Annotated in this window: 25 protein-coding genes; 21 read left to right on the top strand and 4 right to left on the bottom strand. The window is 66.3% G+C overall.

Features of this window, described 5'->3' with window-relative positions; translation table 11 throughout:
- Positions 1-8 precede the first annotated feature (8 nt).
- From AU188_RS19850 to AU188_RS19840, 3 genes are all read left to right on the top strand, one after another.
- On the top strand, positions 9-3,953 hold the full coding sequence (locus AU188_RS19850; protein ID WP_059165195.1) for a DNA-directed RNA polymerase subunit beta': 3,945 nt from the start codon (positions 9-11) through the stop codon (positions 3,951-3,953).
- A 162-nt stretch (positions 3,954-4,115) separates the two neighbouring features.
- The gene (locus tag AU188_RS19845) at positions 4,116-4,760 is read left to right on the top strand and encodes a dihydrofolate reductase family protein (protein WP_059165194.1); all 645 of its coding nucleotides are present in this window, start codon (positions 4,116-4,118) and stop codon (positions 4,758-4,760) included.
- A gap of 85 nt (positions 4,761-4,845) precedes the next feature.
- The gene (locus AU188_RS19840; RefSeq protein WP_059165193.1) at positions 4,846-5,253 is read left to right on the top strand and encodes a cupredoxin domain-containing protein; all 408 of its coding nucleotides are present in this window, start codon (positions 4,846-4,848) and stop codon (positions 5,251-5,253) included.
- Between the two features lie 51 nt (positions 5,254-5,304).
- On the opposite strand, the gene AU188_RS19835 is transcribed toward AU188_RS19840, so the two are convergent.
- A complete protein-coding gene (locus tag AU188_RS19835; RefSeq protein WP_059165279.1) occupies positions 5,305-5,904 on the bottom strand; it encodes a maleylpyruvate isomerase family mycothiol-dependent enzyme in 600 nt (199 codons plus the stop codon).
- Positions 5,905-5,969: 65 nt separating this feature from the next.
- On the opposite strand from AU188_RS19835, the gene AU188_RS19830 reads away from it, so the two are divergent.
- From AU188_RS19830 to AU188_RS19805, 6 genes are all read left to right on the top strand, one after another.
- Positions 5,970-6,722 (top strand): deoxyribonuclease IV, encoded by a 753-nt coding sequence (locus tag AU188_RS19830; protein WP_059165192.1) that lies wholly within the window; start codon positions 5,970-5,972, stop codon positions 6,720-6,722.
- A 148-nt stretch (positions 6,723-6,870) separates the two neighbouring features.
- Entirely contained in the window at positions 6,871-8,037 is a 1,167-nt protein-coding gene (locus tag AU188_RS19825; protein ID WP_082686710.1) for a phosphatase PAP2 family protein, read from the top strand.
- A 47-nt stretch (positions 8,038-8,084) separates the two neighbouring features.
- The gene (locus AU188_RS19820) at positions 8,085-9,713 is read left to right on the top strand and encodes an acyl-CoA dehydrogenase family protein (protein ID WP_059165190.1); all 1,629 of its coding nucleotides are present in this window, start codon (positions 8,085-8,087) and stop codon (positions 9,711-9,713) included.
- Positions 9,714-9,801: 88 nt separating this feature from the next.
- A complete protein-coding gene (locus AU188_RS19815) occupies positions 9,802-10,740 on the top strand; it encodes a crotonase/enoyl-CoA hydratase family protein (protein WP_059165189.1) in 939 nt (312 codons plus the stop codon).
- Positions 10,741-10,760: 20 nt separating this feature from the next.
- Positions 10,761-11,474: a PaaX family transcriptional regulator C-terminal domain-containing protein gene (locus AU188_RS19810; RefSeq protein WP_286137570.1), complete on the top strand. Its 714-nt coding sequence runs from the start codon at positions 10,761-10,763 to the stop codon at positions 11,472-11,474.
- Complete coding sequence (locus tag AU188_RS19805) at positions 11,471-12,235, top strand: crotonase/enoyl-CoA hydratase family protein (protein WP_172799546.1); 765 nt, start codon at positions 11,471-11,473, stop codon at positions 12,233-12,235. Before AU188_RS19810 ends, AU188_RS19805 begins: the two co-directional genes overlap by 4 nt.
- Positions 12,236-12,238: 3 nt before the next feature.
- Here the strand turns inward: AU188_RS19805 and AU188_RS19800 are convergent, their stop codons facing one another.
- On the bottom strand, positions 12,239-12,661 hold the full coding sequence (locus AU188_RS19800) for a DUF3060 domain-containing protein (protein WP_059165186.1): 423 nt from the start codon (positions 12,659-12,661) through the stop codon (positions 12,239-12,241).
- Positions 12,662-12,663: 2 nt separating this feature from the next.
- A complete protein-coding gene (locus AU188_RS19795) occupies positions 12,664-13,098 on the bottom strand; it encodes a DUF3060 domain-containing protein (RefSeq protein WP_059165185.1) in 435 nt (144 codons plus the stop codon).
- Positions 13,099-13,185: 87 nt separating this feature from the next.
- Here AU188_RS19795 and AU188_RS19790 point away from each other — a divergent pair, with 87 nt between their 5' ends.
- The 10 genes from AU188_RS19790 to AU188_RS19745 all read left to right on the top strand — a co-directional run bounded on the left by AU188_RS19790 (position 13,186) and on the right by AU188_RS19745 (position 22,570).
- Entirely contained in the window at positions 13,186-13,719 is a 534-nt protein-coding gene (locus AU188_RS19790; protein ID WP_059165184.1) for a DUF3558 domain-containing protein, read from the top strand.
- Between the two features lie 2 nt (positions 13,720-13,721).
- Positions 13,722-14,243: a DUF3558 domain-containing protein gene (locus AU188_RS19785; protein ID WP_059165183.1), complete on the top strand. Its 522-nt coding sequence runs from the start codon at positions 13,722-13,724 to the stop codon at positions 14,241-14,243.
- Between the two features lie 78 nt (positions 14,244-14,321).
- The gene (locus AU188_RS19780; protein ID WP_059101329.1) at positions 14,322-14,909 is read left to right on the top strand and encodes a TetR/AcrR family transcriptional regulator; all 588 of its coding nucleotides are present in this window, start codon (positions 14,322-14,324) and stop codon (positions 14,907-14,909) included.
- Between the two features lie 331 nt (positions 14,910-15,240).
- Positions 15,241-15,615: a 30S ribosomal protein S12 gene (gene rpsL / locus AU188_RS19775; protein WP_014209181.1), complete on the top strand. Its 375-nt coding sequence runs from the start codon at positions 15,241-15,243 to the stop codon at positions 15,613-15,615.
- Positions 15,615-16,085 carry a 30S ribosomal protein S7 gene (gene rpsG / locus AU188_RS19770; protein ID WP_059165182.1) on the top strand — a complete coding sequence of 157 codons (471 nt, stop codon included), beginning with the start codon at positions 15,615-15,617 and terminating at the stop codon, positions 16,083-16,085. The genes rpsL and rpsG overlap by 1 nt, the downstream gene beginning before the upstream one ends.
- Positions 16,086-16,184: 99 nt before the next feature.
- On the top strand, positions 16,185-18,290 hold the full coding sequence (gene fusA, locus AU188_RS19765; protein WP_082686709.1) for an elongation factor G: 2,106 nt from the start codon (positions 16,185-16,187) through the stop codon (positions 18,288-18,290).
- A gap of 168 nt (positions 18,291-18,458) precedes the next feature.
- The gene (gene tuf / locus AU188_RS19760) at positions 18,459-19,649 is read left to right on the top strand and encodes an elongation factor Tu (protein ID WP_059165181.1); all 1,191 of its coding nucleotides are present in this window, start codon (positions 18,459-18,461) and stop codon (positions 19,647-19,649) included.
- A gap of 189 nt (positions 19,650-19,838) precedes the next feature.
- Positions 19,839-20,708: a cutinase family protein gene (locus AU188_RS19755; RefSeq protein ID WP_059165180.1), complete on the top strand. Its 870-nt coding sequence runs from the start codon at positions 19,839-19,841 to the stop codon at positions 20,706-20,708.
- 93 nt (positions 20,709-20,801) lie between these two features.
- Entirely contained in the window at positions 20,802-21,635 is an 834-nt protein-coding gene (locus tag AU188_RS19750; protein WP_059165179.1) for an SHOCT domain-containing protein, read from the top strand.
- Positions 21,636-21,718: 83 nt separating this feature from the next.
- Positions 21,719-22,570, top strand: coding sequence for a mycofactocin-coupled SDR family oxidoreductase (locus AU188_RS19745; protein WP_172799544.1), 852 nt, complete (start codon positions 21,719-21,721; stop codon positions 22,568-22,570).
- 89 nt (positions 22,571-22,659) lie between these two features.
- Here the strand turns inward: AU188_RS19745 and rocD are convergent, their stop codons facing one another.
- Positions 22,660-23,898, bottom strand: coding sequence for an ornithine--oxo-acid transaminase (rocD, locus tag AU188_RS19740; protein ID WP_059165276.1), 1,239 nt, complete (start codon positions 23,896-23,898; stop codon positions 22,660-22,662).
- A 137-nt stretch (positions 23,899-24,035) separates the two neighbouring features.
- Here rocD and AU188_RS19735 point away from each other — a divergent pair, with 137 nt between their 5' ends.
- Positions 24,036-24,482 (top strand): Rv2324 family transcriptional regulator, encoded by a 447-nt coding sequence (locus tag AU188_RS19735; RefSeq protein ID WP_059165275.1) that lies wholly within the window; start codon positions 24,036-24,038, stop codon positions 24,480-24,482.
- A 67-nt stretch (positions 24,483-24,549) separates the two neighbouring features.
- Entirely contained in the window at positions 24,550-25,725 is a 1,176-nt protein-coding gene (locus AU188_RS19730) for an NAD(P)/FAD-dependent oxidoreductase (protein ID WP_059165178.1), read from the top strand.
- The last annotated feature ends 28 nt before the right edge of the window (positions 25,726-25,753 follow it).

Raw genomic sequence — 25,753 nt, 5'->3', positions numbered from 1 at the left:
GGAGTTACGTGCTAGACGTCAACTTCTTCGATGAGCTCCGGATCGGTCTCGCCACCGCCGACGACATCCGTCAGTGGTCCTACGGCGAGGTCAAGAAGCCGGAGACCATCAACTACCGCACGCTGAAGCCGGAGAAGGACGGCCTGTTCTGCGAGAAGATCTTCGGACCGACTCGCGACTGGGAGTGCTACTGCGGCAAGTACAAGCGCGTCCGCTTCAAGGGCATCATCTGTGAGCGCTGCGGCGTCGAGGTGACTCGCGCCAAGGTGCGCCGCGAGCGGATGGGCCACATCGAGCTGGCCGCGCCCGTCACGCACATCTGGTACTTCAAGGGTGTGCCGTCGCGGCTGGGCTATCTGCTCGACCTGGCGCCGAAGGATCTCGAGAAGATCATCTACTTCGCCGCCTACGTCATCACCGCCGTCGACGACGAGATGCGCCACAACGAGCTGTCCACGCTCGAGGCGGAGATGGCCGTCGAGCGCAAGGCCGTCGAGGATCAGCGAGATCTCGACCTGGCCGAGCGGTCGCAGAAGCTCGAGGCCGACCTGGCCGAGCTGGAGAAGGAAGGCGCCAAGAGCGACGTGCGCCGCAAGGTGCGCGACGGCGGCGAGCGCGAGATGCGTCAGATCCGCGACCGGGCCCAGCGTGAGCTGGACCGGCTCGAGGAGATCTGGAACGCCTTCACCAAGCTGGCGCCCAAGCAGCTCATCGTCGACGAGGTGCTCTACCGCGAACTGCAGGACCGCTACGGCGAGTACTTCATCGGCGCGATGGGTGCCGAGGCGATCAAGAAGCTCATCGAGAACTTCGACATCGAGGCCGAGGCTGAAGAGCTGCGCGAGGTCATCCGAAGCGGCAAGGGGCAGAAGAAGCTCCGGGCGCTGAAGCGGCTCAAGGTGGTCGCGGCGTTCCAGCAGTCGTCCAACTCGCCGATGGGCATGGTGCTCGACGCGGTTCCGGTGATCCCGCCGGAGCTGCGGCCGATGGTGCAGCTCGACGGTGGCCGGTTCGCCACGTCGGACCTCAACGACCTGTACCGCCGCGTGATCAACCGCAACAACCGGCTCAAGAGGCTGATCGATCTCGGCGCGCCCGAGATCATCGTCAACAACGAGAAGCGCATGCTTCAGGAGTCGGTGGACGCGCTGTTCGACAACGGCCGCCGCGGCCGCCCGGTCACCGGGCCGGGTAACCGTCCGCTGAAGTCGCTGTCGGACCTGTTGAAGGGCAAGCAGGGCCGGTTCCGTCAGAACCTGCTCGGTAAGCGTGTCGACTACTCGGGCCGTTCGGTCATCGTGGTCGGCCCGCAGCTCAAGCTGCACCAGTGCGGTCTGCCGAAGCTGATGGCGCTCGAGCTGTTCAAGCCGTTCGTGATGAAGCGTCTGGTGGATCTCAACCACGCGCAGAACATCAAGAGCGCCAAGCGGATGGTCGAGCGTCAGCGTCCGCAGGTGTGGGACGTCCTCGAAGAGGTCATCGCCGGGCATCCGGTGCTGCTGAACCGTGCACCGACTCTGCACCGCCTCGGTATCCAGGCCTTCGAGCCGCAGCTGGTGGAGGGCAAGGCCATTCAGCTGCACCCGCTGGTCTGCGAGGCGTTCAACGCGGACTTCGACGGCGACCAGATGGCCGTGCACCTGCCGCTGTCGGCGGAGGCGCAGGCCGAGGCTCGCATCCTGATGCTGTCGTCGAACAACATCCTGTCGCCGGCGTCGGGCCGACCGCTGGCCATGCCGCGTCTGGACATGGTGACCGGCCTGTACTACCTGACGACGATGATCGACGGGGACCCCGGCGAATTCACGCCTGCGGCCAAGGATCAACCGGAGACCGGCGTGTACAGCTCGCCGGCCGAGGCGATCATGGCGATGGACCGCGGCGCGCTGTCGGTGCGGGCCAAGATCCGGGTGCGGCTGACGCAACTGCGTCCGCCCGCCGACATCGAGGCCTCGACGTTCCCGGACGGTTGGAAGCCGGGCGACGCCTGGACCGCGGAGACCACGCTGGGCCGGGTGCTCTTCAACGAGCTTCTGCCGCAGGGGTATCCGTTCGTCAACGAGCAGATGCACAAGAAGGTCCAGGCGCGGATCGTCAACGATCTCGCCGAGCGCTACCCGATGATCGTGGTCGCGCAGACCGTGGACAAGCTCAAGGACGCCGGCTTCTACTGGGCCACCCGTTCGGGTGTCACCGTCTCGATGGCCGACGTGCTGGTGCCGCCGCAGAAGCAGGAGATCCTGGACCGCTACGAGAAGGAAGCGGACCAGATCGAGAAGAAGTACCAGCGCGGTGCGCTCAACCACGACGAGCGCAACGACGCACTGGTCAAGATCTGGCAGGACGCCACCGAAGAGGTCGGCGAGGCCCTGCGGGCGCACTACCCGACGGACAACCCGATCATCACGATCGTCGATTCGGGTGCCACGGGTAACTTCACGCAGACCAGGACACTGGCCGGCATGAAGGGTCTGGTGACCAACCCGAAGGGTGAGTTCATTCCGCGTCCGATCAAGTCCTCGTTCCGCGAGGGCCTGACGGTGCTGGAGTACTTCATCAACACCCACGGTGCCCGAAAGGGTCTGGCGGACACCGCACTTCGTACCGCAGACTCGGGCTACCTGACCCGTCGTCTGGTCGACGTGAGCCAGGACGTCATCGTGCGCGAGACCGACTGCGAGACCGAGCGCGGCATCACGGTCACGCTCGCCGAGTTGCAGGGTGACGCATTGGTGCGCGATCAGCACATCGAGACGTCGGCCTACGCGCGGACGCTGGCCACCGACGCCGTCGACGCCAAGGGCAACGTGGTCGTCGAGCGCGGCCACGACCTGGGCGACCCGGCGATCGAGGCGCTGTTGGCCGCGGGCATCACCGAGGTGAAGGTCCGCTCCGTGCTGACCTGCGCGACGGGGACCGGCGTGTGTGCGATGTGCTACGGCCGCTCGATGGCGACCGGCAAGCTCGTCGACATCGGCGAAGCGGTCGGCATCGTCGCCGCGCAGTCCATCGGCGAGCCCGGCACGCAGCTGACCATGCGCACGTTCCACCAGGGCGGCGTGGGTGAGGACATCACCGGCGGTCTGCCCCGCGTGCAGGAACTGTTCGAGGCCCGTATCCCGCGCAACAAGGCGCCGATCGCCGACGTCACCGGACGGGTGCGACTCGAGGAGGGCGAGCGCTTCTACAAGATCACCATCATTCCCGACGATGGTGGCGAAGAAGTGGTGTACGACAAGCTCTCCCGTCGTCAGCGCCTGAAGGTGTTCAAGCACGACGACGGCACCGAGCGCCTGCTCACCGACGGCGACCACGTCGAGGTCGGTCAGCAGCTGATGGAAGGCGCCGCCGACCCGCACGAGGTGCTGCGTGTCCAGGGTCCCCGCGAGGTGCAGATCCACCTCGTCAAGGAGGTCCAGGAGGTCTACCGCGCTCAGGGCGTGTCGATCCACGACAAGCACATCGAGGTCATCGTCCGGCAGATGCTGCGCCGCGTCACGATCATCGACTCGGGTTCGACGGAGTTCCTGCCCGGCTCGCTGACCGAGCGTGGCGAGTTCGAGACCGAGAACCGTCGGGTGGTCGCCGAGGGCGGCGAGCCGGCGGCCGGTCGTCCGGTGCTCATGGGCATCACGAAGGCGTCGTTGGCCACCGACTCGTGGCTGTCGGCGGCGTCGTTCCAGGAGACCACCCGCGTGCTGACCGATGCGGCGATCAACTGCCGCAGCGACAAGCTGCAGGGTCTGAAGGAGAACGTGATCATCGGCAAGCTGATCCCGGCCGGTACGGGTATCAACCGCTACCGCAACATCCAGGTACAGCCGACCGAAGAGGCACGGGCAGCCGCGTACACGATCCCGTCGTACGAGGATCAGTACTACAGCCCGGACTTCGGCCAGGCCACCGGCGCCGCGGTGCCGCTGGACGACTACGGCTACAGCGACTACCGCTAGTCACGAGAAAGCCCCGGGTTCGCCCCGGGGCTTTTTCGTGTCGCTTACACAATGTCGTGCTGGGGGCGCCGTCGAGGATATATATGCACGGAAACGCTGTCAGGCCGACATTGTGATCGTGATCCGCGATGAGGTCCACCGTCCCGGGTGGTCTAACTGGGCATGACCCAACTTCTCAAGGTTCAGAACTTCAACGTCTCGCGCGACGGATTCGGCGCGGGGGAGAACCAAAGCTTTGAGCGACCGTTCGGCCACGCCGATCCCGGTGACATGTTCGCGTGGGCAGGCGCGACGGCAAGCTGGCCCAACCGCACGGACCCGGGCGGCAGCCGCGGGCTCGACGACTACTTGACGCGCGACTTCCACCACAACATCGGGGCAGAGATCATGGGCCGCAACAAGTTCGGCCCGCAGCGTGGCCCATGGCGAGATCACGAATGGCTTGGCTGGTGGGGCGACGAGCCGCCGTTCCACACCCCGGTATTCGTCATGACGCATCACGAACGGCCGTCGTTCACGCTGTCGGACACCACATTCCACTTCGTCAATGCCGACCCTGCCACGGTCCTCGAGCGGGCGAAGGCGGCCGCCGACGGCAAGGACGTCCGCCTGGGTGGCGGGGCCGCCACCATCCGGGAGTTCCTCGACGCGGGGCTCGTCGACACGCTGCACGTGGCCGTCTCACGAGTGGAACTCGGTTCCGGGTCCCGTCTCTGGGGTTCGCCGGACGAACTCGACGACCGGTTTCACCACGAGGTCGTCCCCAGCCCCAGCGGCGTCACCCATCACCTGTTCTGGCGGCGATGAGCTCCGCGGGGTCTTCGCAGTAGACGGACGTTCGGTGTCGGTGCGATGCTTTACGTGCGCGCTTCGTCGTTACGAGGGGGCCAACATGATGCGATACGTCGCGATGATGCTCATGTCGATAGCGCTCGTCGGGGGTGTGGCTGCATGCGGTGGCGACGATTCGTCGGCGCCGGTGACGACAGGTGGCCAGGCTCCGACAGCCGGAACGGCGTACTCGCCGAGTCCAACCCCAGTTGCGCCGGCGGGCCCGGAGATCGTGATCACCGATTACGCCTTCGCCGTACCGCCGTCGGTGAAGCCGGGTGAGCGGATCACCGTTGTCAACAAGGCCGACGGAGCCCACTCTGTTACAGCCGATCAGGGCAGTTTGTTCGACGTCCGGGTGTCCGGCGGGGGCGGCGTTTCGTCGTTGGTGGCGCCGGCCCAGCCGGGGAGCTACGCATTTCACTGCAAGTACCACGCCAACATGGCGGCGACACTGACGGTCCAGTGAACGCGGCGGTTGCTGTCGTGCCGTCTACGAAACTGGCCGACGCTTTCTGGCTCAGAACGTCGTCAGATTCACACGCGGACTGTGTCGTCCCGATGCGGCGAGGAGCAGGTCGAGTGCGGGCGCGCGCACCTCGCGGCCGTCGCCGACAGAAAGGTCGAAATCCGTTGCGCTGAGGCGTACCCGGGCGACGAGTTCCTTCGCCCCGCCGAATTTCACGGACATGCCGGCAAGGCAGCGCAACGATCTGGCCACCGCCTCCTGCGGATAGTCGCGGGTGAGTCCCAGCGGCCGGCGGATGTCCTCGCCGTGGAGGACCTCCTCGACGATGCGGGTGTCGCGCGGCACGGGCGGAGTCGAGGTCCGCGATGCCGCCTCGCGCATTCGCTGCAACGTCTGCTGCGGTGAGGCGCCGCGCGCACGTTCGATACCGTCCTCGTTCTGCCTGTCGAAGTCGAAGCGCGCCTTCGCCATCGCCACGATGAAGCCCAACCGCGTCGTCGTCGCCACGTCGACCATGTGAGCGGCCACGTCGTGCACGCTCCACCCGTCGCACAAGGAGGGCTGCGCCCACTGGGCGTCGTCGAGGCGTTCGAGGTCGGCGATCAGCGCTCGCCGCTCCGCATGAACCAGCGGCCACACATCGTTGGGCATGAAAGAGGGACCCGCCGCGCTGGCGAGACTCATCGCTGTCGGCCGGCCCGCCTAGACTCGGCATCGTGCTTATCGGTTCGCATGTTCACGGAGACGACCCCCTGGCCGACGCCGCGGCGGACGGCGCCGACGTGGTGCAGTTCTTCCTTGGCAACCCGCAGAGCTGGAAGAAGCCCAAGCCGCGCGAGGACGCCCATGTACTCAAGGCGTCGAACATGCCGCTCTACGTGCACGCGCCGTACCTGATCAACGTCGCATCGGCCAACAACCGGGTGCGTATCCCGTCGCGCAAGATCCTGCAGGACACCTGCGACGCGGCGGCCGACGTCGGCGCGACGGCGGTCATCGTGCACGGTGGCCACGCCGACGACAACGACTACGAAGCCGGCTTCGAGCGCTGGGTCAAAGCGCTCGACTACCTCGAGACCGACGTGCCCGTATATCTGGAGAACACCGCGGGCGGCGACCACGCGATGGCCCGCCACTTCGACGTCATCGGCCGGCTGTGGGACCACATCGGCGACAAGGGCATCGGGTTCTGCCTGGACACCTGCCACGCCTGGGCCGCCGGCGAAGGGCTGATCGACGCCGTCGACCGCATCAAGGCGCTGACCGGGCGCATCGACCTGGTGCATTGCAATGACTCGCGCGACGCCGCCGGTTCCGGCGCCGACCGGCACGCCAACTTCGGTACCGGTCAGATCGACCCGCAACTACTGGTAGCGGTGGTCAAGGCGGCCGACGCGCCGGTGATCTGCGAAACCTCCGACGAGGGCCGCAAGGACGACATCGCGTTCCTGCGCGAACACTGTGGCTGACCGGGCTGGCTGACGAAGCGGCCCGACCGTCGCTTGAGCACAGTGCCGTAACAAAAACGGCCTTCAAATTTTCGGTGGCGTGGCGGTTAACTAGGATCTTCGGCGGGAACAGGCGGTACTGATCGCCGACCGGCATCGAGAGGCTCTTGTGTCCGCCACTGACCAGCAGTCACTTGTGCTGACAGAAGCGACGGCCCCCGTTCCCAAGCGCCGTCGGTGGCTCCGGATCTTGCGCTGGGTCGCGATTGGGATCTGGGCCGCCATCATCATCTATCGCACGGCAACCGACGGCTTCGCCTTCAACCGCGAGTTGGTACTGCTCTACGTCTGTACGGGGTTGGCCGCCGCGAGCATCGGTCAAGGTCGCCGCATGTTGTACATCATTCGCGACTGGCTGCCGTTCGCGGTGGTGCTCATCGCCTACGACCTCAGCAGGGGCGCGGCGGACATGATCGGCCGGCCGACGTTATGGGAGTGGCCCGTTGACGTGGACCGGTGGCTGTTCTTCGGGACGGTGCCGACCGTGTGGCTGCAGGAGGAGCTGAAGCTTCCGCATCCACCCTGGTGGGAAGTCGTCATCAGCTGCGTCTACATGTCGTTCTTCATCCTGCCCTACGTGGTGGCGGGCGTGCTGTGGCTGCGCGACCGCGAGGAATGGAAAGCCTTCGTCCGGTTGTTCGTCGGGCTGTCGTTCGCCGGATTGGCGATCTACGCACTGATTCCTGCCGCGCCGCCATGGGCCGCCGCGCGCTGCACCCCGGGCGACATCGCTGACGGCCCGGCCAATCCCCGGTGCATGTTTCGGTCGGCCCGCGGCGTGCCCGACGGGGGTCTGCTCGGCGCCATGGATACCACGCGGGACGGCGCCAACGACTGGATCGAGCGGATCGTCGGACGGGGCTGGGGCAAGCTGAACCTCCACTCCGCCACTGCACTGCTCGATCAGGGTCAGGCCAGTGTCAACCTCGTCGCCGCCATTCCGTCGCTGCATGCCGCCATGACCGCCGCCGTCGCGATGTTCCTGTGGAGCCGGGTGCACCGAGGTTGGCGACCACTATTGGTGATCTACCCGCTGGTCATGGCTTTCACGTTGGTGTACACCGCCGAGCACTACGTCATCGACATTCTGCTGGGCTGGGCGTTGGCCGTGGCGATGATCGTCGCGCTCAACCGGTACCAGGCGTGGCGGGCCCGAAAGGCCAACAAGACCCATGCCAGTGAGCTCACGCAAGAGCAGGGGACCGGCGACGGTGCGGATTCCCTCGACGAGCCGCGTGAGGAAACGGTCGTCCCCAGCGTGCGCGTCGGCGAGTGACTGTTACGAGTATTGTGCGACTGTAGGAAAAGTGTAATATCGACGTCATGCCAGACACGCACGTCGTCACCAACCAAGTCTCCCCGCTGGAGGATTACAACCCGGCGACGTCGCCGGTACTCACCGAGGCGCTGATCCGCGAGGGCGGCGAGTGGGGCCTCGACGAGGTCACCGAGCTGGGCGCGCTGTCGGGGTCACGGCAGGCGCAGCGCTGGGGCGAGCTGGCCGACCGCAACCAGCCGATCCTGCGCACCCACGACCGCTACGGGCACCGCGTCGACGAGGTCGAGTACGACCCCGCTTATCACTCGCTGATGACCGTCGCCATCGGCAACGGGCTGCACGCCGCACCGTGGGCCGATGACCGGCCCGGCGCCCACGTCGTGCGTGCCGCCAAGACGTCGGTGTGGACGCCCGAGCCGGGACACATGTGCCCGATCTCGATGACCTACGCCGTCGTACCCGCGCTGCGGCACAACCCCGAGTTGGCGGCGGTGTACGAACCGCTGCTGGTGAGCCGCGAATACGACCCCGAACTGAAGGTGCCCACCACCAAGGCCGGCATCACCGCGGGCATGTCGATGACCGAGAAGCAGGGCGGCTCCGACGTGCGCGCCGGAACGACCGAGGCGACCCCGAACGCTGACGGCAGTTACTCGCTGCGCGGCCACAAGTGGTTCACCTCGGCGCCGATGTCCGACATCTTCCTCGTGCTGGCGCAAGCGCCGGGCGGGCTCTCGTGCTTCCTGCTGCCGCGGGTGCTGCCCGACGGCAGCCGCAACCGGATGTTCTTGCAGCGGCTGAAAGACAAGCTGGGCAACCACGCCAACGCATCGTCTGAAGTGGAGTACGACGGTGCGATCGCGTGGCTCGTCGGCGAAGAGGGCCGCGGCGTGCCAACCATCATCGAGATGGTCAATCTCACCCGGCTGGACTGCACGTTGGGCAGCGCAACCAGCATGCGCAACGGCCTGGCCCGTGCGATCCATCACGCACAACATCGAAAAGCGTTCGGCGAGTATCTGATCGATCAGCCGCTGATGCGCAACGTGTTGGCCGACCTCGCTGTTGAGGCCGAAGCGGCGACGATCGTCGCTATGCGCATGGCCGGCGCGACCGACGCCGCGGTGCGCGGCGATGCCCGCGAGACGCTGCTGCGCCGAATCGGCTTGGCGGCCAGCAAGTACTGGGTGTGCAAGCGCGCGACCCCGCACGCCGCCGAAGCGATGGAATGCCTCGGCGGTAACGGCTACGTCGAGGACTTCGGAATGGCGCGACTGTACCGGGAAGCGCCGCTGATGGGCATCTGGGAAGGCTCGGGCAACGTCAGTGCGCTGGATACGTTGCGCGCCATGGCGACTCGGCCGGAGTGCGTCGACGTGCTGTTCGACGAGCTTGCCGTCACGGCGGGGTCCGATCCGCGCCTGGACGCCCACGTCGACGCGTTGCGGCCGGCACTGGGCGACCTGGAGACCATTCAGTACCGCGCCCGCAAGGTCGCCGAGGACATCAGCCTCGCGCTTCAGGGGTCGCTGCTGGTGCGCCACGGACATCCCGCGGTCGCCGAGGCGTTCCTGGCCACCCGGATGGGCGGAGCGTGGGGCGGTGCATTCGGAACTATGCCCACAGGCCTCGATCTCGCGCCGATCATCGAACGCGCCCTGGTGAAGGGATGACGCCCCTCGCCGAGCAGACGCGAATTGCCCTATTTCCGCGTCATTTCGGGGCATTTTGCGTCTGTTCGCGAGGAAAGGCGACCCGGCGATGACGCACGCGATCAGGCCCGTCGACTTCGACAACCTCAAGACGATGACCTACGAGGTCACCGATCGGGTCGCCCGCATCACGTTCAACCGGCCGGAGAAGGGCAACGCGATCGTCGCGGACACGCCACTGGAACTGTCGGCGCTCGTCGAACGGGCCGACCTCGACCCGCACGTGCACGTGATCCTGGTTTCCGGGCGGGGCGAAGGGTTCTGCGCGGGTTTCGACCTGTCGGCGTACGCCGAGGGCTCATCGTCGGCCGGTGGCGGCAGCCCGTACCGCGACACCGTGTTGTCGGGCAAGACGCAGGCCGTCAACCATCTGCCGGATCAGCCGTGGGATCCGATGATCGACTATCAGATGATGAGCCGGTTCGTCCGCGGCTTCTCCAGCCTGATGCGCTGCGACAAGCCGACGGTCGTCAAGATCCACGGCTACTGCGTCGCGGGCGGCACCGACATCGCGCTGCACGCCGACCAGGTGATCGCGGCGGCCGACGCCAAGATCGGCTATCCGCCCACCCGCGTGTGGGGTGTGCCCGCGGCGGGGATGTGGGCACATCGGCTCGGCGATCAGCGGGCCAAACGCCTTCTGCTGACCGGTGATTCGATCACCGGCGCGCAGGCCGCCGAGTGGGGGCTGGCCGTGGAGGCGCCGACACCGGAGGACCTCGACGAGCGCACCGAGCGACTGGTCGAGCGGATCGCGCGCGTGCCGATCAACCAGCTGATCATGGTCAAACTGGCGATGAACTCGGCGCTGTACAACCAGGGCACCGCGAACAGCGCGATGATCTCCACCGTGTTCGACGGCATCGCGCGACACACACCCGAGGGGCATGCGTTCGTCGCGCAGTCACGGGAACACGGCTTCCGCGAGGCGGTGCGGCAGCGCGACGAACCTTTCGGCGACCACGGCCGCAAGACATCCGGCGTGTAATGGCGAAGTCGCTTTCGCGGATGACGGCCCGCTCGGTCGTGTTGAGCGTGCTGCTCGGCGCACACCCGGCATGGGCCACGGTCAGCGAGCTGCTCCGCCTCACAGCCGATTTCGATATCCGCGAGCCAACCGTCCGGGTCGCGCTGACACGAATGGTCAGCGCCGGCGACTTGGTGCGTTCAGCGGATGGCTATCGCTTGTCGGACCGGCTGTTGGCGCGGCAGCGTCGCCAGGACGACGCGATCAATCCGCGGCTGCGCACGTGGGACGGCGACTGGACAACGGTGGTGATCACCAGCGTCGGAACGGACGCCCGCACCCGCGCCGGATTGCGTAACGCCTTGCACGAGGGCCGGTTCGCCGAGTTGCGGGAAGGGGTGTGGCTGCGGCCCGACAACCTCGGCACCGAATTGCCGCCGCAAGTGCTGCGGCGGGCGCGGGTATTGCAGGCCCGTGACGCCGAGCCCGCAGAGCTGGCGGCCCGGCTGTGGGACCTGCCGGGCTGGGCGCGGATCGGCCGGGCGCTGCTCGACGAAATGGGTTCGGCCGCTGAGGTACCCGGGCGCTTCGTCGCCGCAGCCGCGATCGTCCGCCACCTGCTCACCGATCCGGTACTGCCGGAAGAACTGCTGCCCGACGACTGGCCCGGCGCCGCGCTGCGCCAGGCGTACACCGACTTCGCCGCGGAGTTGTCCGCGCGGCGCGACAGTGACCGACTGATGGAGGCGACATGACAGGTGGGGTGCGGGTCGAGAAGAACGGTGCCGTCACGACGGTGATCATGAACCGGCCCGAGGCTCGCAACGCCGTCAACGGTCCGGCCGCCGCGGGGCTGTACGCGGCCTTCGACGAGTTCGACAAGGACGACTCGGCGGCTGTCGCGGTGCTGTGGGGGGACAACGGAACCTTCTGCGCCGGGGCCGATCTCAAGGCGTTCGGCACGCCCGACGCCAACCCCGTGCACCGCACCGGCCCCGGTCCGATGGGACCGAGCCGAATGGCGTTGTCCAAGCCGGTGATCGCCGCGGTCAGTGGCTACGCGGTCGCCGGCGGTCTGGAACTGGCGCTGTGGTGCGACATGCGCGTCGTCGAGGAGGACGCGGTCATGGGTGTGTTCTGCCGCCGCTGGGGGGTGCCGCTGATCGACGGCGGCACCGTGCGGTTGCCGCGTCTGATCGGGCACAGCCGCGCAATGGATCTCATCCTCACAGGCCGCGCCGTCGACGCGGCCGAAGCCCTGTCGATGGGTATGGCCAACCGGGTGGTGGCCAAAGGCGAAGCGCGCCAACGGGCGGAGGAACTCGCCGCCGAACTCGCCAAGCTGCCACAGCAGTGCATGCGCGCTGATCGACTGTCGATGCTCAACCAGTGGGGACGCTCGGAGGCCGAGGCGATGGATTTCGAGTTCGGCAGCATGTCGCGCGTGGCCGCCGAATCATTGGAAGGGGCAGCACGTTTCGCGGCCGGTGCAGGTCGGCACGGCGCCAGCGCCTGACAGTCAGGCTTTGGTGATCTTGTTGTTGGTGCCGGTGTCGTTGATCTTCGGATCACCGTCCTGATACGTCACGGTGTTGTTCAGGCCGACGACGCTGATCTCCTTGTCGACCTTTTCGAAGTTGACCTTGTTGTCCGCACCGCCGATGTTCACGTTGGAACAGGTGCCCTTGACGGTCAACGTGTTGTTGGACCCGCCGATGTTGAGGGATTTGCCGTCGGCGCAGTCGATGTCGGCCGTCGTGCCGAAGGAGCCGTAGTTGATGGTGTTGCCGATCTCGACCTGGGCGCCCGACGACCCCGCCGTCGCGGTCGGCCTGTTGGTGTCGCTGCTCTCGGATCCGCAGCCGGCGAACAGCAGCGCGGCCGCCGCGGCGCCCGCGGCAACCGTTGCGGCGATGGAACGGGACGGGGAATGCGAGCGCATGCTCATGCGGGTACCCGATTGATGTGGTTGGTCATGCCCAGTTCGCGTCCGCGGTCCAAGACCACCGGCGCACCGTTCTTGTACAGCACGGTCTGGTCCCAGCCGTAGACCGTCACGTCGTTGATGACGTTGTCGGCTACGACGACGTGGCCGCTGCCCTGCACCGTCACCCCCCAGCAGGTGCCCAGCGCGGTGATCTGATTACCCGTGCCGTTGACGAGCAGCGTGGAGTTGTTGCAGTCGATCGTCTCGACGAGGCCGATACCCGTGATGTGGGTGTCAGTCCCCCGGTGGGCGCCCACGACACCGGTGTCGGCGCAGTTACGCGCCAACGGGTTGCAGACCACCGGTTGCGCATACGCGCCGGGAGCGGTGAGGATCAGCGGAAACACGATGGCGGATGCCGTAAGTGCCCGGGCGACAACAGTCCACATCATGGGGGAGAGCGTACGTTGCCCGGTGCCGGTCTTGGCATGGTTCGCCCGAGTCGCCATGAACGCCGGCGCTGGGTAGCGTGAGCGGCGATGCGTTGGCGGGTCGGTTCGATTGCTGTCGCGGCGATCGTAGCGGTGGTGACGGTGGCAGGATGTGCTGAGACCGTCGACGGACGCGCGCAGCGGGCTCATCCCGACGGACCCGATGCCGAGCGCGACTACGGCTACGCCAACGACCGATGCGCTCTGCTCGACGACGACACCGTTCGCGACATCCTGGGCGCCGATCGTGTCATGCGGCCTTACAGCGGCGCGGTCTGCCAGTACGTGTTGTTCAGTGGCGACGCGACGATCGACGCCACATTCTCCTGGTTCCAGACCGGCAGCCTCGACCGCGAACGCGAGCTGGCCACCAAGCGGGGCGCAAAGGTCGCCGAGACCGTGGTGGAACGTCATCAGGCGTTCATGGCGCGGCGGGACATCACCGGCGCCGCCTGCTCGGCCACTGCCGCGGCCGGCAGCGGGGTGTTGAGTTGGTGGGTGCAGCGGCGCGACCAGTCCGTCGGCGACCCGTGCGCAGACGCGGAAAGACTCCTCTCGGCCACCCTGAAGTCGGAGATGTGACAGTGGCCGTCCACCGCGGAATCGCCGCGCTGGCCGCCTCGGCGGCGCTGCTCACGGCCTGCGGCTCATCCGACGAGGCGCCCCCGACCGCGTCGCCGACCGCCGTCGACAGCGGTTTCCGAAGCGTCGACTGCAACGGCATCACCGACGTCGACATCGCCACGGCCGCCGGCTCCGCGCAGTTCACCAGGGCCGTCGTCAGCGACGCGGGCTGTTTCTGGCAGGAGAACACGGTGTTCGGCACGGTCGGCGCCGGCATGGGCATCTCGACCTGGTGGTACCGCGGCAGCGACATGGACACCGAGCGGTCGCTGGAACAACACGCCGGCCGCACGCTCACCGAACTGTCGGTCGACGGCAACAAGGGGTTCAAGGCGTTCGACGGGAACGCGTGCAGCTTCTACGTGGCCAAGGGCGGCGACGTCATCACCTGGTCGATCCAGACGATGAATCCGGCGACGCTGCCCGATCTGTGCTCGATCACCGAGCAACTCGCCGAGCTCAGTCAGGAGCGCGTCAACTGAGTTGGAGGAAACTAGAGGTGTTAGTTTTCTTCTCCGGGACAACCGGGAACCGACGAAACGGCAGGGGGCGACGCGCGCATGGCACAGCCCTCGGGCACGCCGACCAGGCGATCGCCTCGACTCAGTCGCGACTCGATCGTCAACGCCGCGCTCACGTTCCTGGACCGCGAAGGCTGGGACGCGTTGACCATCAACGCGCTCGCCACCCAGCTCGGAACCAAGGGCCCGTCGCTGTACAACCACGTGGACAGCCTCGAGGACCTGCGCAGAACGGTGCGGATGCGCGTCGTCGGCGACATCATCGGCATGCTCACCAACGTGGGCGAGGGCCGCACCCGCGACGACGCGGTGACGGCGATGGCCAGCGCCTATCGCAGCTACGCCCATCACCACCCGGGTCGCTATTCAGCCTTCACCCGGATGCCGTTGGGTGGCGACGACCCCGAGTTCACCGAGGCCACCAGGGCGGCGGCCGCACCGGTCATCGCGGTGCTGGCGTCCTATGGGCTCGAAGGCGAGAACGCGTTCTATGCGGCGCTGGAGTTCTGGTCGGCCATGCACGGGTTCGTGCTGCTGGAGATGACCGGAGCGATGGACGGCATCGACACCGACGCGGTGTACAGCGACATGGTGATGCGGTTGGCGTCCGGCATGGAGCGTCGGTAGACGCACAAGCAGCCGTCGGCATGAAGGTAACCTGACCTGCGGTTAGTGCGCGGCCAACGGGTTTGGAGCGCTGCCCCCGTGCTGGTATTGTGGACGATCGTGCCTGGCAGATAAGGCGCATTGCAGGTGCGGTCGTCAACAGGACCTGCGAAGCGTGCCTGCACGCCGGGCCAATTCGCATGTCGCCATGCCCTGAGAATTGAGGCAATGCCTTCGATTGTGTCGGGCGGGCGTGTGCGACACACCCGATCGCGGGGTACGTGACCGGGATAAAAGTGCAGTACTCCAGACTTGACCAGAACTTCAGAGCAGCAACACAGAAAGCCGGTAGATGCCAACCATCCAGCAGCTGGTCCGCAAGGGTCGCCGCGACAAGATCGCCAAGGTGAAGACCGCGGCCCTCAAGGGCAGCCCGCAGCGTCGCGGAGTGTGCACCCGCGTGTACACCACCACGCCGAAGAAGCCGAACTCGGCACTTCGCAAGGTTGCGCGCGTCAAGCTGACCAGCGCGGTCGAGGTCACCGCCTACATCCCGGGCGAGGGCCACAACCTGCAGGAGCATTCGATGGTGCTGGTGCGCGGCGGTCGTGTGAAGGACCTGCCGGGTGTGCGCTACAAGATCATCCGCGGCTCGCTGGACACCCAGGGCGTGAAGAACCGCAAGCAGGCTCGTAGCCGCTACGGCGCGAAGAAGGAGAAGAGCTGATGCCGCGCAAGGGACCCGCGCCCAAGCGTCCGTTGGTCAACGATCCGGTGTACGGGTCGCAGCTGGTCAGCCAACTGGTCAACAAGGTTCTTCTGGACGGGAAGAAATCGCTGGCCGAGCGCATTGTCTATGGTGCGCTCGAACAGGCCCGCGACAAGACCGGCACCGATCCGGTGGTCACCCTCAAGCGGGCCATGGACAACGTCAAGCCGGCGCTCGAGGTTCGCAGCCGCCGCGTCGGCGGCGCCACCTACCAGGTTCCCGTCGAGGTGCGGCCGGACCGTTCGGTGACGCTCGCGTTGCGCTGGCTGGTCAGCTTCTCCAAGCAGCGCCGCGAGAAGACCATGATCGAGCGCCTGGCGAACGAGATTCTCGACGCCAGCAACGGCCTGGGTGCCGCCGTCAAGCGGCGTGAGGACACCCACAAGATGGCCGAGGCAAACCGCGCGTTCGCGCACTACCGCTGGTGATTTCACCGCCGGCGTGCCGGAGTCGCGAAGCGACGACATAAGGCGCGGCGCCGCGGTCGACAGACCCGAAGCAACTACCAAGCGAAAGAGAAGACTTCTGTGGCACAGAAGGACGTGCTTACCGACCTGAACAAGGTCCGCAACATCGGCATCATGGCGCACATCGATGCCGGCAAGACCACGACGACCGAGCGCATCCTGTACTACACCGGCGTCAACTACAAGATCGGTGAGACCCACGACGGCGCTTCGACCACCGACTGGATGGAGCAGGAGCAGGAGCGGGGCATCACGATCACCTCCGCGGCCGTCACCTGCTTCTGGAACGACAACCAGATCAACATCATCGACACCCCGGGCCACGTCGACTTCACCGTCGAGGTGGAGCGCAGCCTGCGCGTGCTCGACGGCGCCGTCGCGGTGTTCGACGGCAAGGAAGGCGTGGAGCCACAGTCCGAGCAGGTCTGGCGGCAGGCCGACAAGTACGACGTTCCGCGCATCTGCTTCGTCAACAAGATGGACAAGCTGGGCGCCGACTTCTACTTCACCGTGCGCACCATCGAGGAGCGGCTCGGTGCCACCCCGCTGGTCATCCAGCTGCCCATCGGTGCCGAGAATGACTTCATCGGCGTCGTCGACTTGGTCGAGATGAAGGCCAAGGTGTGGCGCGGCGAGACCGCGCTCGGCGAGAAGTACGAGGTCGAGGACATCCCGGCCGAGCTCGCCGAGAAGGCCGAGGAGTACCGGACCAAGCTGCTCGAGGCGGTCGCCGAGACCGACGAGGAGCTGCTGGAGAAGTACGTCGGCGGTGAGGAACTCACGGTCGCCGAGATCAAGGCCGCGATCCGCAAGCTGACGGTCAATTCCGAGCTGTACCCGGTGCTGTGTGGCAGCGCGTTCAAGAACAAGGGCGTGCAGCCCATGCTGGACGCGGTCATCGACTACCTGCCGTCGCCGCTGGACGTGGAGTCCGTGCAGGGTCATGTGCCCGGCAAAGAGGACGAGGTCATCAGCCGCAAGCCGTCGGTCGACGAGCCGTTCTCGGCGCTGGCGTTCAAGATCGCGGTGCACCCGTTCTTCGGCAAGCTGACCTATGTTCGCGTTTACTCCGGCACCGTCGAGTCCGGTTCACAGGTCATCAACTCGACCAAGGGCAAGAAGGAGCGGCTGGGCAAGCTGTTCCAGATGCACGCCAACAAGGAGAACCCCGTCGAGCGTGCCTCGGCAGGCCACATCTACGCGGTCATCGGGCTCAAGGACACCACCACCGGTGACACGTTGTCCGACGCGAACGAGCAGATCGTGCTGGAGTCGATGACCTTCCCCGATCCGGTGATCGAGGTGGCCATCGAGCCCAAGACCAAGAGCGACCAGGAGAAGCTCGGCACCGCGATTCAGAAGCTCGCCGAGGAGGACCCGACGTTCAAGGTCCACCTGGATCAGGAGACCGGCCAGACCGTCATCGGCGGTATGGGCGAGCTTCACCTCGACATCCTCGTCGACCGGATGAAGCGCGAGTTCAAGGTCGAGGCCAACGTCGGCAAGCCGCAGGTCGCCTACCGCGAGACGATCAAGCGCAAGGTCGAGAAGGTCGAGTTCACCCATAAGAAGCAGACGGGTGGCTCGGGCCAGTTCGCCAAGGTGCTCATCGACCTCGAGCCGTTCACCGGCGAGGACGGGGCGACCTACGAGTTCGAGAACAAGGTCACCGGCGGCCGGATCCCTCGCGAATACATCCCGTCGGTGGACGCCGGCGCTCAGGACGCCATGCAGTACGGCGTGCTAGCCGGCTACCCACTGGTCAACCTCAAGGTGACGCTGCTCGACGGTGCGTACCACGAGGTGGACTCGTCGGAAATGGCCTTCAAGGTCGCAGGTTCGCAGGTGCTCAAGAAAGCGGCACAGGCTGCGCAGCCGGTGATCCTCGAGCCGATCATGGCGGTCGAAGTGACCACACCCGAGGACTACATGGGTGACGTGATCGGCGACCTGAACTCCCGCCGTGGTCAGATCCAGGCCATGGAGGAGCGATCCGGTGCCCGCGTCGTCAAGGCGCAGGTGCCGCTGTCGGAGATGTTCGGCTATGTCGGAGACCTTCGGTCGAAGACCCAGGGCCGGGCGAACTACTCCATGGTGTTCGACTCGTACGCAGAAGTTCCGGCGGCCGTGTCGAAGGAGATCATCGCGAAGGCGACGGGGCAGTGAGAATCGAGGGCCGCCAGGCCCGAGGATCGGAGCTGACCCGGAGTCGAGCAATGAGCATCGCGAAGGCGACGGGTCATTAATCGGACCCGTCGTTACCGCGGCGAGAAACAACTGCAAAGATCAACACTGCTTTAGACAAGCACCAACACAGTCCAGGAGGACCACACAGTGGCGAAGGCGAAGTTCGAGCGGACGAAGCCGCACGTCAACATCGGGACCATCGGTCACGTTGACCACGGCAAGACGACGCTGACCGCAGCAATCACCAAGGTGCTGCACGACAAGTTCCCCGAGTTGAACGAGTCGCGCGCATTCGACCAGATCGACAATGCGCCTGAGGAGCGTCAGCGCGGCATCACGATCAACATCTCCCACGTGGAGTACCAGACCGACAAGCGTCACTACGCGCACGTCGACGCCCCCGGTCACGCCGACTACATCAAGAACATGATCACCGGTGCCGCCCAGATGGACGGCGCGATCCTGGTGGTCGCGGCGACCGACGGCCCGATGCCGCAGACGCGTGAGCACGTGCTGCTCGCCCGCCAGGTCGGCGTGCCCTACATCCTGGTCGCGCTGAACAAGGCCGACGCGGTCGACGACGAGGAGCTCATCGAGCTCGTCGAGATGGAGGTCCGCGAACTGCTGGCCGCCCAGGAGTTCGACGAGGACGCCCCGGTCATCCGCGTGTCGGCGCTCAAGGCGCTCGAGGGCGACGAGAAGTGGGTCAAGTCGGTCGAGGAGCTCATGGAGGCCGTCGACGAGTCGATCCCGGATCCCGTCCGCGAGACCGACAAGCCGTTCCTGATGCCCGTCGAGGACGTCTTCACGATCACCGGCCGCGGCACCGTGGTCACCGGTCGCGTCGAGCGTGGCGTGATCAACGTGAACGAGGAAGTCGAGATCGTCGGCATCCGTCCGGACACCACCAAGACCACGGTCACCGGTGTCGAGATGTTCCGCAAGCTGCTCGATCAGGGTCAGGCCGGTGACAACGTCGGTCTGCTGCTGCGCGGCATCAAGCGTGAGGACGTCGAGCGCGGCCAGGTCGTCGTGAAGCCCGGCACCACCACGCCGCACACCGAGTTCGAGGGCCAGGTCTACATCCTGTCCAAGGACGAGGGTGGCCGGCACACGCCGTTCTTCAACAACTACCGTCCGCAGTTCTACTTCCGCACCACCGACGTGACCGGTGTGGTGACGCTGCCGGAGGGCACCGAAATGGTGATGCCTGGTGACAACACCGACATCTCGGTGAAGCTGATCCAGCCCGTCGCCATGGATGAGGGTCTGCGCTTCGCGATCCGCGAGGGCGGCCGTACCGTCGGCGCCGGCCGGGTCACCAAGATCATCAAGTGATCTAGTCTCTGCGCGAGCAGACGGAAAATGCCCCGAAACCGACAGGTTTCGGGGCATTTTGCGTCTTGTCAGCCGGCTAGCGGCGCTCACCTCCGGTTGGGCGCCTCGCGAGGTGCGGTGTAACGGCTGAGACGACTGTGACGATGTATTTTCCGACTGCCCTGGTCGGGGCGCGGAAGGGTTGGGTTCATGCTTCGTCGTCTCACTACGCTCGCCAGCGCGGCCGCGATCGCCGGTGCCGCGTTCGCCGGCCTCTCCGCAGGGCAGGCACAAGCCGCTCCGGGCTGTCCCGACGTGCACTGGTTCGGCGCGGCGGGCTCGGGTCAGCGTGACGGCGACCTGACCGCGAACGCCGGAATGGGCGACGACATCTATCAGTCCTACCTCGATCTGCGCCAGCTGGTGCAGCGCGATGGGCGCACGATGACGGCCGAGGCCGTCGAGTATCCCGCCGTCGCGGTGCCCGATGACGATGGCGGCGTCGGGGAGTGGATGGGCTTCATGAGCAGTGTGGACGCCGGCGCCGCGGCGCTCGGCTCGCAGTACACGGCGTTTACCCAGCGCTGCCCGGAGTCCAAGGTGGTGCTCGCCGGGTACTCGCAGGGGGCGATGGTGGTACACCGCAACCTGCACACGGCCGGTACGAACCCGAATATGGTTGCCGCGTTACTGATCGCCGACGGCGACCGGCTGCCCGCCGACCCGACCATCAACATCGGCTCGGTCACCAGTGTTCCGGGCGCCGGGAAGGGCGTTGCGCAGGATTGGCCGATTCTGGCCCACGCTCCGCAACCGCTGCCACCCGCCATCGGCGCGCGCACTATCAGCGTGTGCGAACTCGGCGACGCGGTCTGCGACTACGATCCGGACGCCGAGGAAGTGTCGAAGGTGTCGACCGTCATCCACACCAGCTACACGACGGCCGCCGGTGGGTACCGGTGGACGAAGCCGCTGTATCAACTCGTCGGACCCGCGACTGCGACCGAGGCACCCGAGGCGCTTCCGATCGCACCGCTGGGTGCGACGACGCCTCTGCACGCAACGGCCCCGTCCGAGTGATCGTCAGCCGCTCCAAAGCTTGTGTAACCTCGCCGACGGCGGTTTGGCGATAATCTGACACGCAGTCGCGGACGACGGGAGCGTGGCAGGCAGATGTTGTGGCGTTACATCAAGGTCCAGGCGTTCGTGTTGCTGTGCGGCATCGTCGGGCCGATCTTCCTGGTGATCTACTTCGCGACGGGCGGCGATCCGCTGATGAAGTGGATGTTCTGGGCAGGCCTGCTGATCACCGCCGTCGACGTGCTGATCGCGTTGGCGATCACTGCCGCGGGCGCTAGGTCAGCCGCCAAGACTGCCGCGCTCGAGCAGACCGGGGTGCTCGCGCTGGCTCAGGTCACCGGCATTCACGAAACGGGCACGCGGATCAACGAACAGCCATTGGTGAAACTCGACCTGCAGATCTCCGGGCCCGGTATCGCGCCGTTCGCCAGCCAGGACCGAGTGCTCGCCTCGATCACCAGGCTGCCGATGATCACCAACCGCAAACTGGTCGCACTGGTGGACCCGACGACCAACGAGTATCAGATCGACTGGGAGCGAAGCGGTTTGGTCAGCGGGCTGATGCCCGCCAACTTCACCATCGCCGAGGACAACCGGACGTACGACCTGACCGGTCAGACCGCTGCGCTGATGGAGATCCTGCAGATCCTCAAGGCGCACAACATCGGCCTGAACAACATGGTCGACCTGCGATCCAATCCCGCTGCACGACAACAAGTTCAGGCGGTCGTGCGACGAGTAGCCGCCCAGCAGGCGCCGGCCGCGACCGCACCGCCGGCTTCCTCGGCACCGACTGCCTCGCCGATCGCGGCGCCCGAGCCGTCGACCGCCCAACGCCTGCAGGAACTCGAGACGTTGCGTGCCACCGGCGCGATCTCCGAAGACGAGTACACCGCCAAGCGGCAGCAGATCATCGCCGAGCTCTGAGCTGTCCCGGCTCACGGGACGGCTACTAGAACACGTTTCAGTTGGGCTGTTAGCCTGTGCGCAGCATCCCGAAAGGAGCAGCGGTGGCGCCGACGAAGCAACCTCTGGAAGGCCGAGTGGCCTTCATTACCGGAGCCGCGCGCGGGCAGGGGCGGGCGCACGCGATCCGGCTGGCCGAAGAGGGCGCCGACATCATCGCGATCGACATCTGTGCGCCGATATCTGAAACCATCACCTATCCGATGGCGACATCAGAAGAACTGGCCGAAACGGTGCGCGCCGTCGAGGCGACTGGGCGCAAGGTGCTTGCGCGCGAGGTCGACATCAGGGATCTGGCCGCATTGCAGCAGGTGGTGGCCGACGGCGTCGAGCAGTTCGGCAGGCTCGACATCGTGGTCGCCAATGCCGGTGTACTCAGTTGGGGCCGCATCTGGGAGATGTCCGAAGAGCAGTGGGACACCGTCATCGACGTGAACCTCAACGGCACCTGGCGCACCCTGCGCGCGGCGGTGCCCGCGATGATCGCTGCGGGCAACGGCGGATCGATCATCATCGTCAGCTCGTCGGCCGGGCTGAAGGCCACGCCCGGCAATGCGCATTACGGAGCGTCCAAGCACGGGCTGACCGCGTTGACGAACGCCCTTGCGATCGAGGCCGGTGAATTCGGGATCCGGGTGAACTCGATCCATCCGTACTCGATCGAGACGCCGATGGTGGAGAAAGACGCGATGATGGCGATCTTCGCCAAGTACCCCAGCTACCTGCACAGCTTCTCGCCGATGCCGTACCAGCCGTTGGACGAGGAGAGCAAAGGTCTGCAGGGCTTCATGGAGCCGGAGGAAGTCGCCGACGTCGTTGCATGGCTGGCCGGTGACGGCTCCAAGACGCTGTCGGGCAGCCAGATCGCCGTCGACCGCGGCGCCATGAAGCACTGACCTTTCACTCGCGAGCAGACGCAAATTGCTCCTTTTCGGGGGTATTTCCGAACACTTCGCGTCTGCTCACGCCATGAAAAGCCCCTACCTCATTCCGCCAGTGCGGCGGCGAACTGGTCGACGGCCCAGTCGATTTCGTCGACGGTGATCACCAATGGCGGACCGAATCGCAGCGTCGAGCCGTGGGTGTCCTTGACCAGGACCCCGCGGCGGGCCATGCGCAATGTCACGTTCTTGGCGCGACCCGACGCGGGGTCGATGTCGACGCCGGCCCACAGCCCTTTGCCGCGGACCGCGACGACGCCGTGGCCGATCAGCTCACTCAGCCTTCGGTGTAGATGCTCGCCGAGTTCGGTGGAGCGGCATTGGAATTCGCCGCCTCGCAACATCGCCACCACGGTCGAGCCGATTGCCGCGGCCAGCGGGTTGCCCCCGAACGTCGAACCGTGCTCACCGGGATGCAGCACGCCGAGCACGTCGGCGTCTGCCACCACAGCCGACAACGGCACCACGCCGCCGCCGAGCGCCTTACCGAGCAGGTAGACATCCGGCACGACGCCCCAGTGCTCGCACGCGAACGTCCGGCCGGTTCGGGCCAGACCGGACTGGATCTCGTCGGCGATCATCAGCACGTTGCGCTCGGTGCACAGTGACCGAAGCCGCGGCAGGAAGTCGTCAGGCGGAACCACGATTCCGGCTTCGCCCTGAATCGGTTCGATCAGCACAGCGACGGTGTTCTCGTCGATCGCGTCGGCGAACGCGTCGGCATCACCGAATGGTGCGGACCGGAACCCGGGCGTGTAGGGGCCGAAGCCCCGGCGGGCGGTCTCGTCGTCGGAGAAACTGATTATGGTCGTGGTGCGGCCATGAAAGTTGTTGTGCGCCACCACGATGTTGGCCGCGTCGGTCGCCACGCCCTTGACGTCGGTGCCCCATTTGCGGGCGACCTTCAGGCCGCTCTCCACCGCCTCGGCGCCACTGTTCATCGGCAACACCATGTCTTTACCGCAGAGCTCGGCCAATGCCGCGCAAAAAGAGCCGAGCCGGTCGGAGTGATAGGCGCGGCTGACCAATGTCACGGTGTCCAACTGGGCGTGCGCGACGGCGGTGATCTCCGGGTTCCGGTGCCCGAAGTTCACCGCCGAATACGCGGCCAGACAGTCCAGGTACCGACGGCCCTCGACGTCGGTGATCCACGCGCCGTCGGCGCTGGCGGCGACTACCGGCAGCGGCGAATAGTTGTGTGCCACATAGCGGTGGTCGAGCGTGATCGCCGCTTCGGTGGCGGTCATCCCTGCGTCCCGCTGTGGACCGCGAGGTCCGAACATGACGGGAGCGGTATCGAGCGTCATGAACAAACGGTAAGACGCGCTGATGGCGCAATCAATCGTCGTTTATTGCGTGTCTACCAGCGTTTTGTTGTGTAGGGTCCGGTGACACAGCGATTCATTGTGCGGAGGTGGACATGGATCGTCTCGACGACACCGACGAGCAGATCCTCGCCGCGCTGACCAACGATGCCCGCGCGACCTACGCCGACATCGGAGAGCGGGTCAACCTCTCCGCGCCCGCGGTGAAGCGGCGGATCGACCGCATGCTCGACAACGGCGTGATCCGCGGCTTCACCACCGTCGTCGACCGCAGCGCGCTGGGCTGGACCACCGAGGCGTACGTGCAGGTGTTTCGTCACGGCACCATCGCCCCAGACCGGTTGCGGGCGGCGTGGATTGACATTCCCGAGGTCATCAGCGCGGCAACCGTCACCGGTACGGCCGACGCGATCCTGCACGTGGTGGCTCGCGACATGGCCCACCTAGAGAAGGCGCTGGAGCGCATCCGTTCGGCCGCCGAGGTGGAGCGCAGCGAGAGCATCGTGGTGCTGACGAACATCATCGACCGCGGTCACGGCTGATGTCCGGGCCGTAGGATTCGGCCGGGGTGGCAGACAAATCGCCGCAGGCATCGTGTAAGAACTGCCCATGACCACATCAGGGGGCATCGTCATCGTCGGTGGCGGACTGGCCGCGGCCCGCACGGCCGAGCAGTTGCGTCGATCCGAGTACACCGGACCGGTCACGATCGTCAGCAACGAGGACCATCTGCCGTACGACCGCCCGCCACTGTCGAAGGAAGTGTTGCGTTCCGAGACCGACGACGTCACGCTCAAGCCCGCGGAGTTCTACGAGGAGAACGACATCACCGTGCGGCTCGGCAGCGGCGCACGGTCGGTCGACACGGCTACGCAGACACTGAGCCTCGCCGACGGCAGCGAGCTCGGCTACGACGAGCTCATCATCGCTACCGGGCTGGTACCCAAACGCATTCCGTCGTTCCCCGATCTCGAGGGCATCCACGTACTGCGCAACTACGACGAGAGCGTGGCGCTGCGGAAGGAGGCCGGCTCGGCCCGGCGCGCTGTCGTCGTCGGTGCCGGGTTCATCGGCTGTGAGGTGGCTGCGAGCCTGCGCAAGCTCGGCGTCGAGGTGACCCTGGTGGAGCCGCAGCCGGCGCCGCTGGCGTCGGTGCTCGGTGAGCAGATCGGTGAGCTGGTGGCCAGGGTGCACCGCGCCGAGGGCGTGGACGTGCGCTGCGGCATCGGGGTCGCAGAGGTGCGCGGCGCCGGTCGCGTCGAGACGGTCGTGCTCAGCGACGACACCGCTCTCGAGGCCGACCTGGTGGTCGTCGGTATCGGCTCTCACCCTGCCACCGGCTGGCTGGAGGGCAGCGGCATCGAGGTCGACAACGGCGTCGTCTGCGACAACCGCGGCCGCGCGAGCGCGCCGCACGTCTGGGCGATCGGCGACGTCGCTTCCTGGCGGCACGAAACGGGACATCAAGTGCGCGTGGAGCATTGGAGCAACGTCGCCGATCAGGCCCGGGTCCTGGTGCCCACGATGCTCGGGCAGGAGCCGCCGACCGCGGTCTCGGTGCCGTACTTCTGGAGCGATCAGTACGACGTCAAGATCCAGTGCCTCGGCGAACCGCACGCCGACGACACGGTGCACGTCGTCGAGGACGACGGCCGCAAGTTCCTGGCCTTCTACGAACGCGACGGCGTGGTCGTCGGGGTGGTCGGCGGCGGCATGCCCGGCAAGGTCATGAAGGTGCGCGCCAAGATCGCGGCGGGCGCACCCATCGCCGACGTCCTCGGCTGAGTGATTTCGGTGTAGTTAGTCGCTGTGA

Source organism: Mycobacterium sp. IS-3022, assembly GCF_001500065.1.
Taxonomy (GTDB): domain Bacteria; phylum Actinomycetota; class Actinomycetes; order Mycobacteriales; family Mycobacteriaceae; genus Mycobacterium.
The sequence above is the reverse complement of the archived record's forward strand: the minus strand, read 5'-3'. Positions and strand labels throughout refer to the sequence as shown.

Excerpts from the sequence above, each read along its gene's own strand:
- AU188_RS19810 (WP_286137570.1), top strand. The coding sequence starts at position 10,761 with ATGACGGCCCGCTCGGTCGTGTTGAGCGTGCTGCTCGGCGCACACCCG.
- AU188_RS19790 (WP_059165184.1), top strand. The coding sequence starts at position 13,186 with ATGCGTTGGCGGGTCGGTTCGATTGCTGTCGCGGCGATCGTAGCGGTG.
- rpsG (WP_059165182.1), top strand. The coding sequence starts at position 15,615 with ATGCCGCGCAAGGGACCCGCGCCCAAGCGTCCGTTGGTCAACGATCCG.
- AU188_RS19805 (WP_172799546.1), top strand. The coding sequence starts at position 11,471 with ATGACAGGTGGGGTGCGGGTCGAGAAGAACGGTGCCGTCACGACGGTG.
- AU188_RS19835 (WP_059165279.1), bottom strand. The coding sequence starts at position 5,904 with ATGCCCAACGATGTGTGGCCGCTGGTTCATGCGGAGCGGCGAGCGCTG.
- AU188_RS19815 (WP_059165189.1), top strand. The coding sequence starts at position 9,802 with ATGACGCACGCGATCAGGCCCGTCGACTTCGACAACCTCAAGACGATG.
- rocD (WP_059165276.1), bottom strand. The coding sequence starts at position 23,898 with ATGTTCGGACCTCGCGGTCCACAGCGGGACGCAGGGATGACCGCCACC.
- AU188_RS19795 (WP_059165185.1), bottom strand. The coding sequence starts at position 13,098 with ATGATGTGGACTGTTGTCGCCCGGGCACTTACGGCATCCGCCATCGTG.
- AU188_RS19800 (WP_059165186.1), bottom strand. The coding sequence starts at position 12,661 with ATGCGCTCGCATTCCCCGTCCCGTTCCATCGCCGCAACGGTTGCCGCG.
- AU188_RS19845 (WP_059165194.1), top strand. The coding sequence starts at position 4,116 with ATGACCCAACTTCTCAAGGTTCAGAACTTCAACGTCTCGCGCGACGGA.
- AU188_RS19755 (WP_059165180.1), top strand. The coding sequence starts at position 19,839 with ATGCTTCGTCGTCTCACTACGCTCGCCAGCGCGGCCGCGATCGCCGGT.
- AU188_RS19735 (WP_059165275.1), top strand. The coding sequence starts at position 24,036 with ATGGATCGTCTCGACGACACCGACGAGCAGATCCTCGCCGCGCTGACC.
- AU188_RS19750 (WP_059165179.1), top strand. The coding sequence starts at position 20,802 with ATGTTGTGGCGTTACATCAAGGTCCAGGCGTTCGTGTTGCTGTGCGGC.
- AU188_RS19780 (WP_059101329.1), top strand. The coding sequence starts at position 14,322 with ATGGCACAGCCCTCGGGCACGCCGACCAGGCGATCGCCTCGACTCAGT.
- AU188_RS19840 (WP_059165193.1), top strand. The coding sequence starts at position 4,846 with ATGATGCGATACGTCGCGATGATGCTCATGTCGATAGCGCTCGTCGGG.
- rpsL (WP_014209181.1), top strand. The coding sequence starts at position 15,241 with ATGCCAACCATCCAGCAGCTGGTCCGCAAGGGTCGCCGCGACAAGATC.
- AU188_RS19730 (WP_059165178.1), top strand. The coding sequence starts at position 24,550 with ATGACCACATCAGGGGGCATCGTCATCGTCGGTGGCGGACTGGCCGCG.
- AU188_RS19820 (WP_059165190.1), top strand. The coding sequence starts at position 8,085 with ATGCCAGACACGCACGTCGTCACCAACCAAGTCTCCCCGCTGGAGGAT.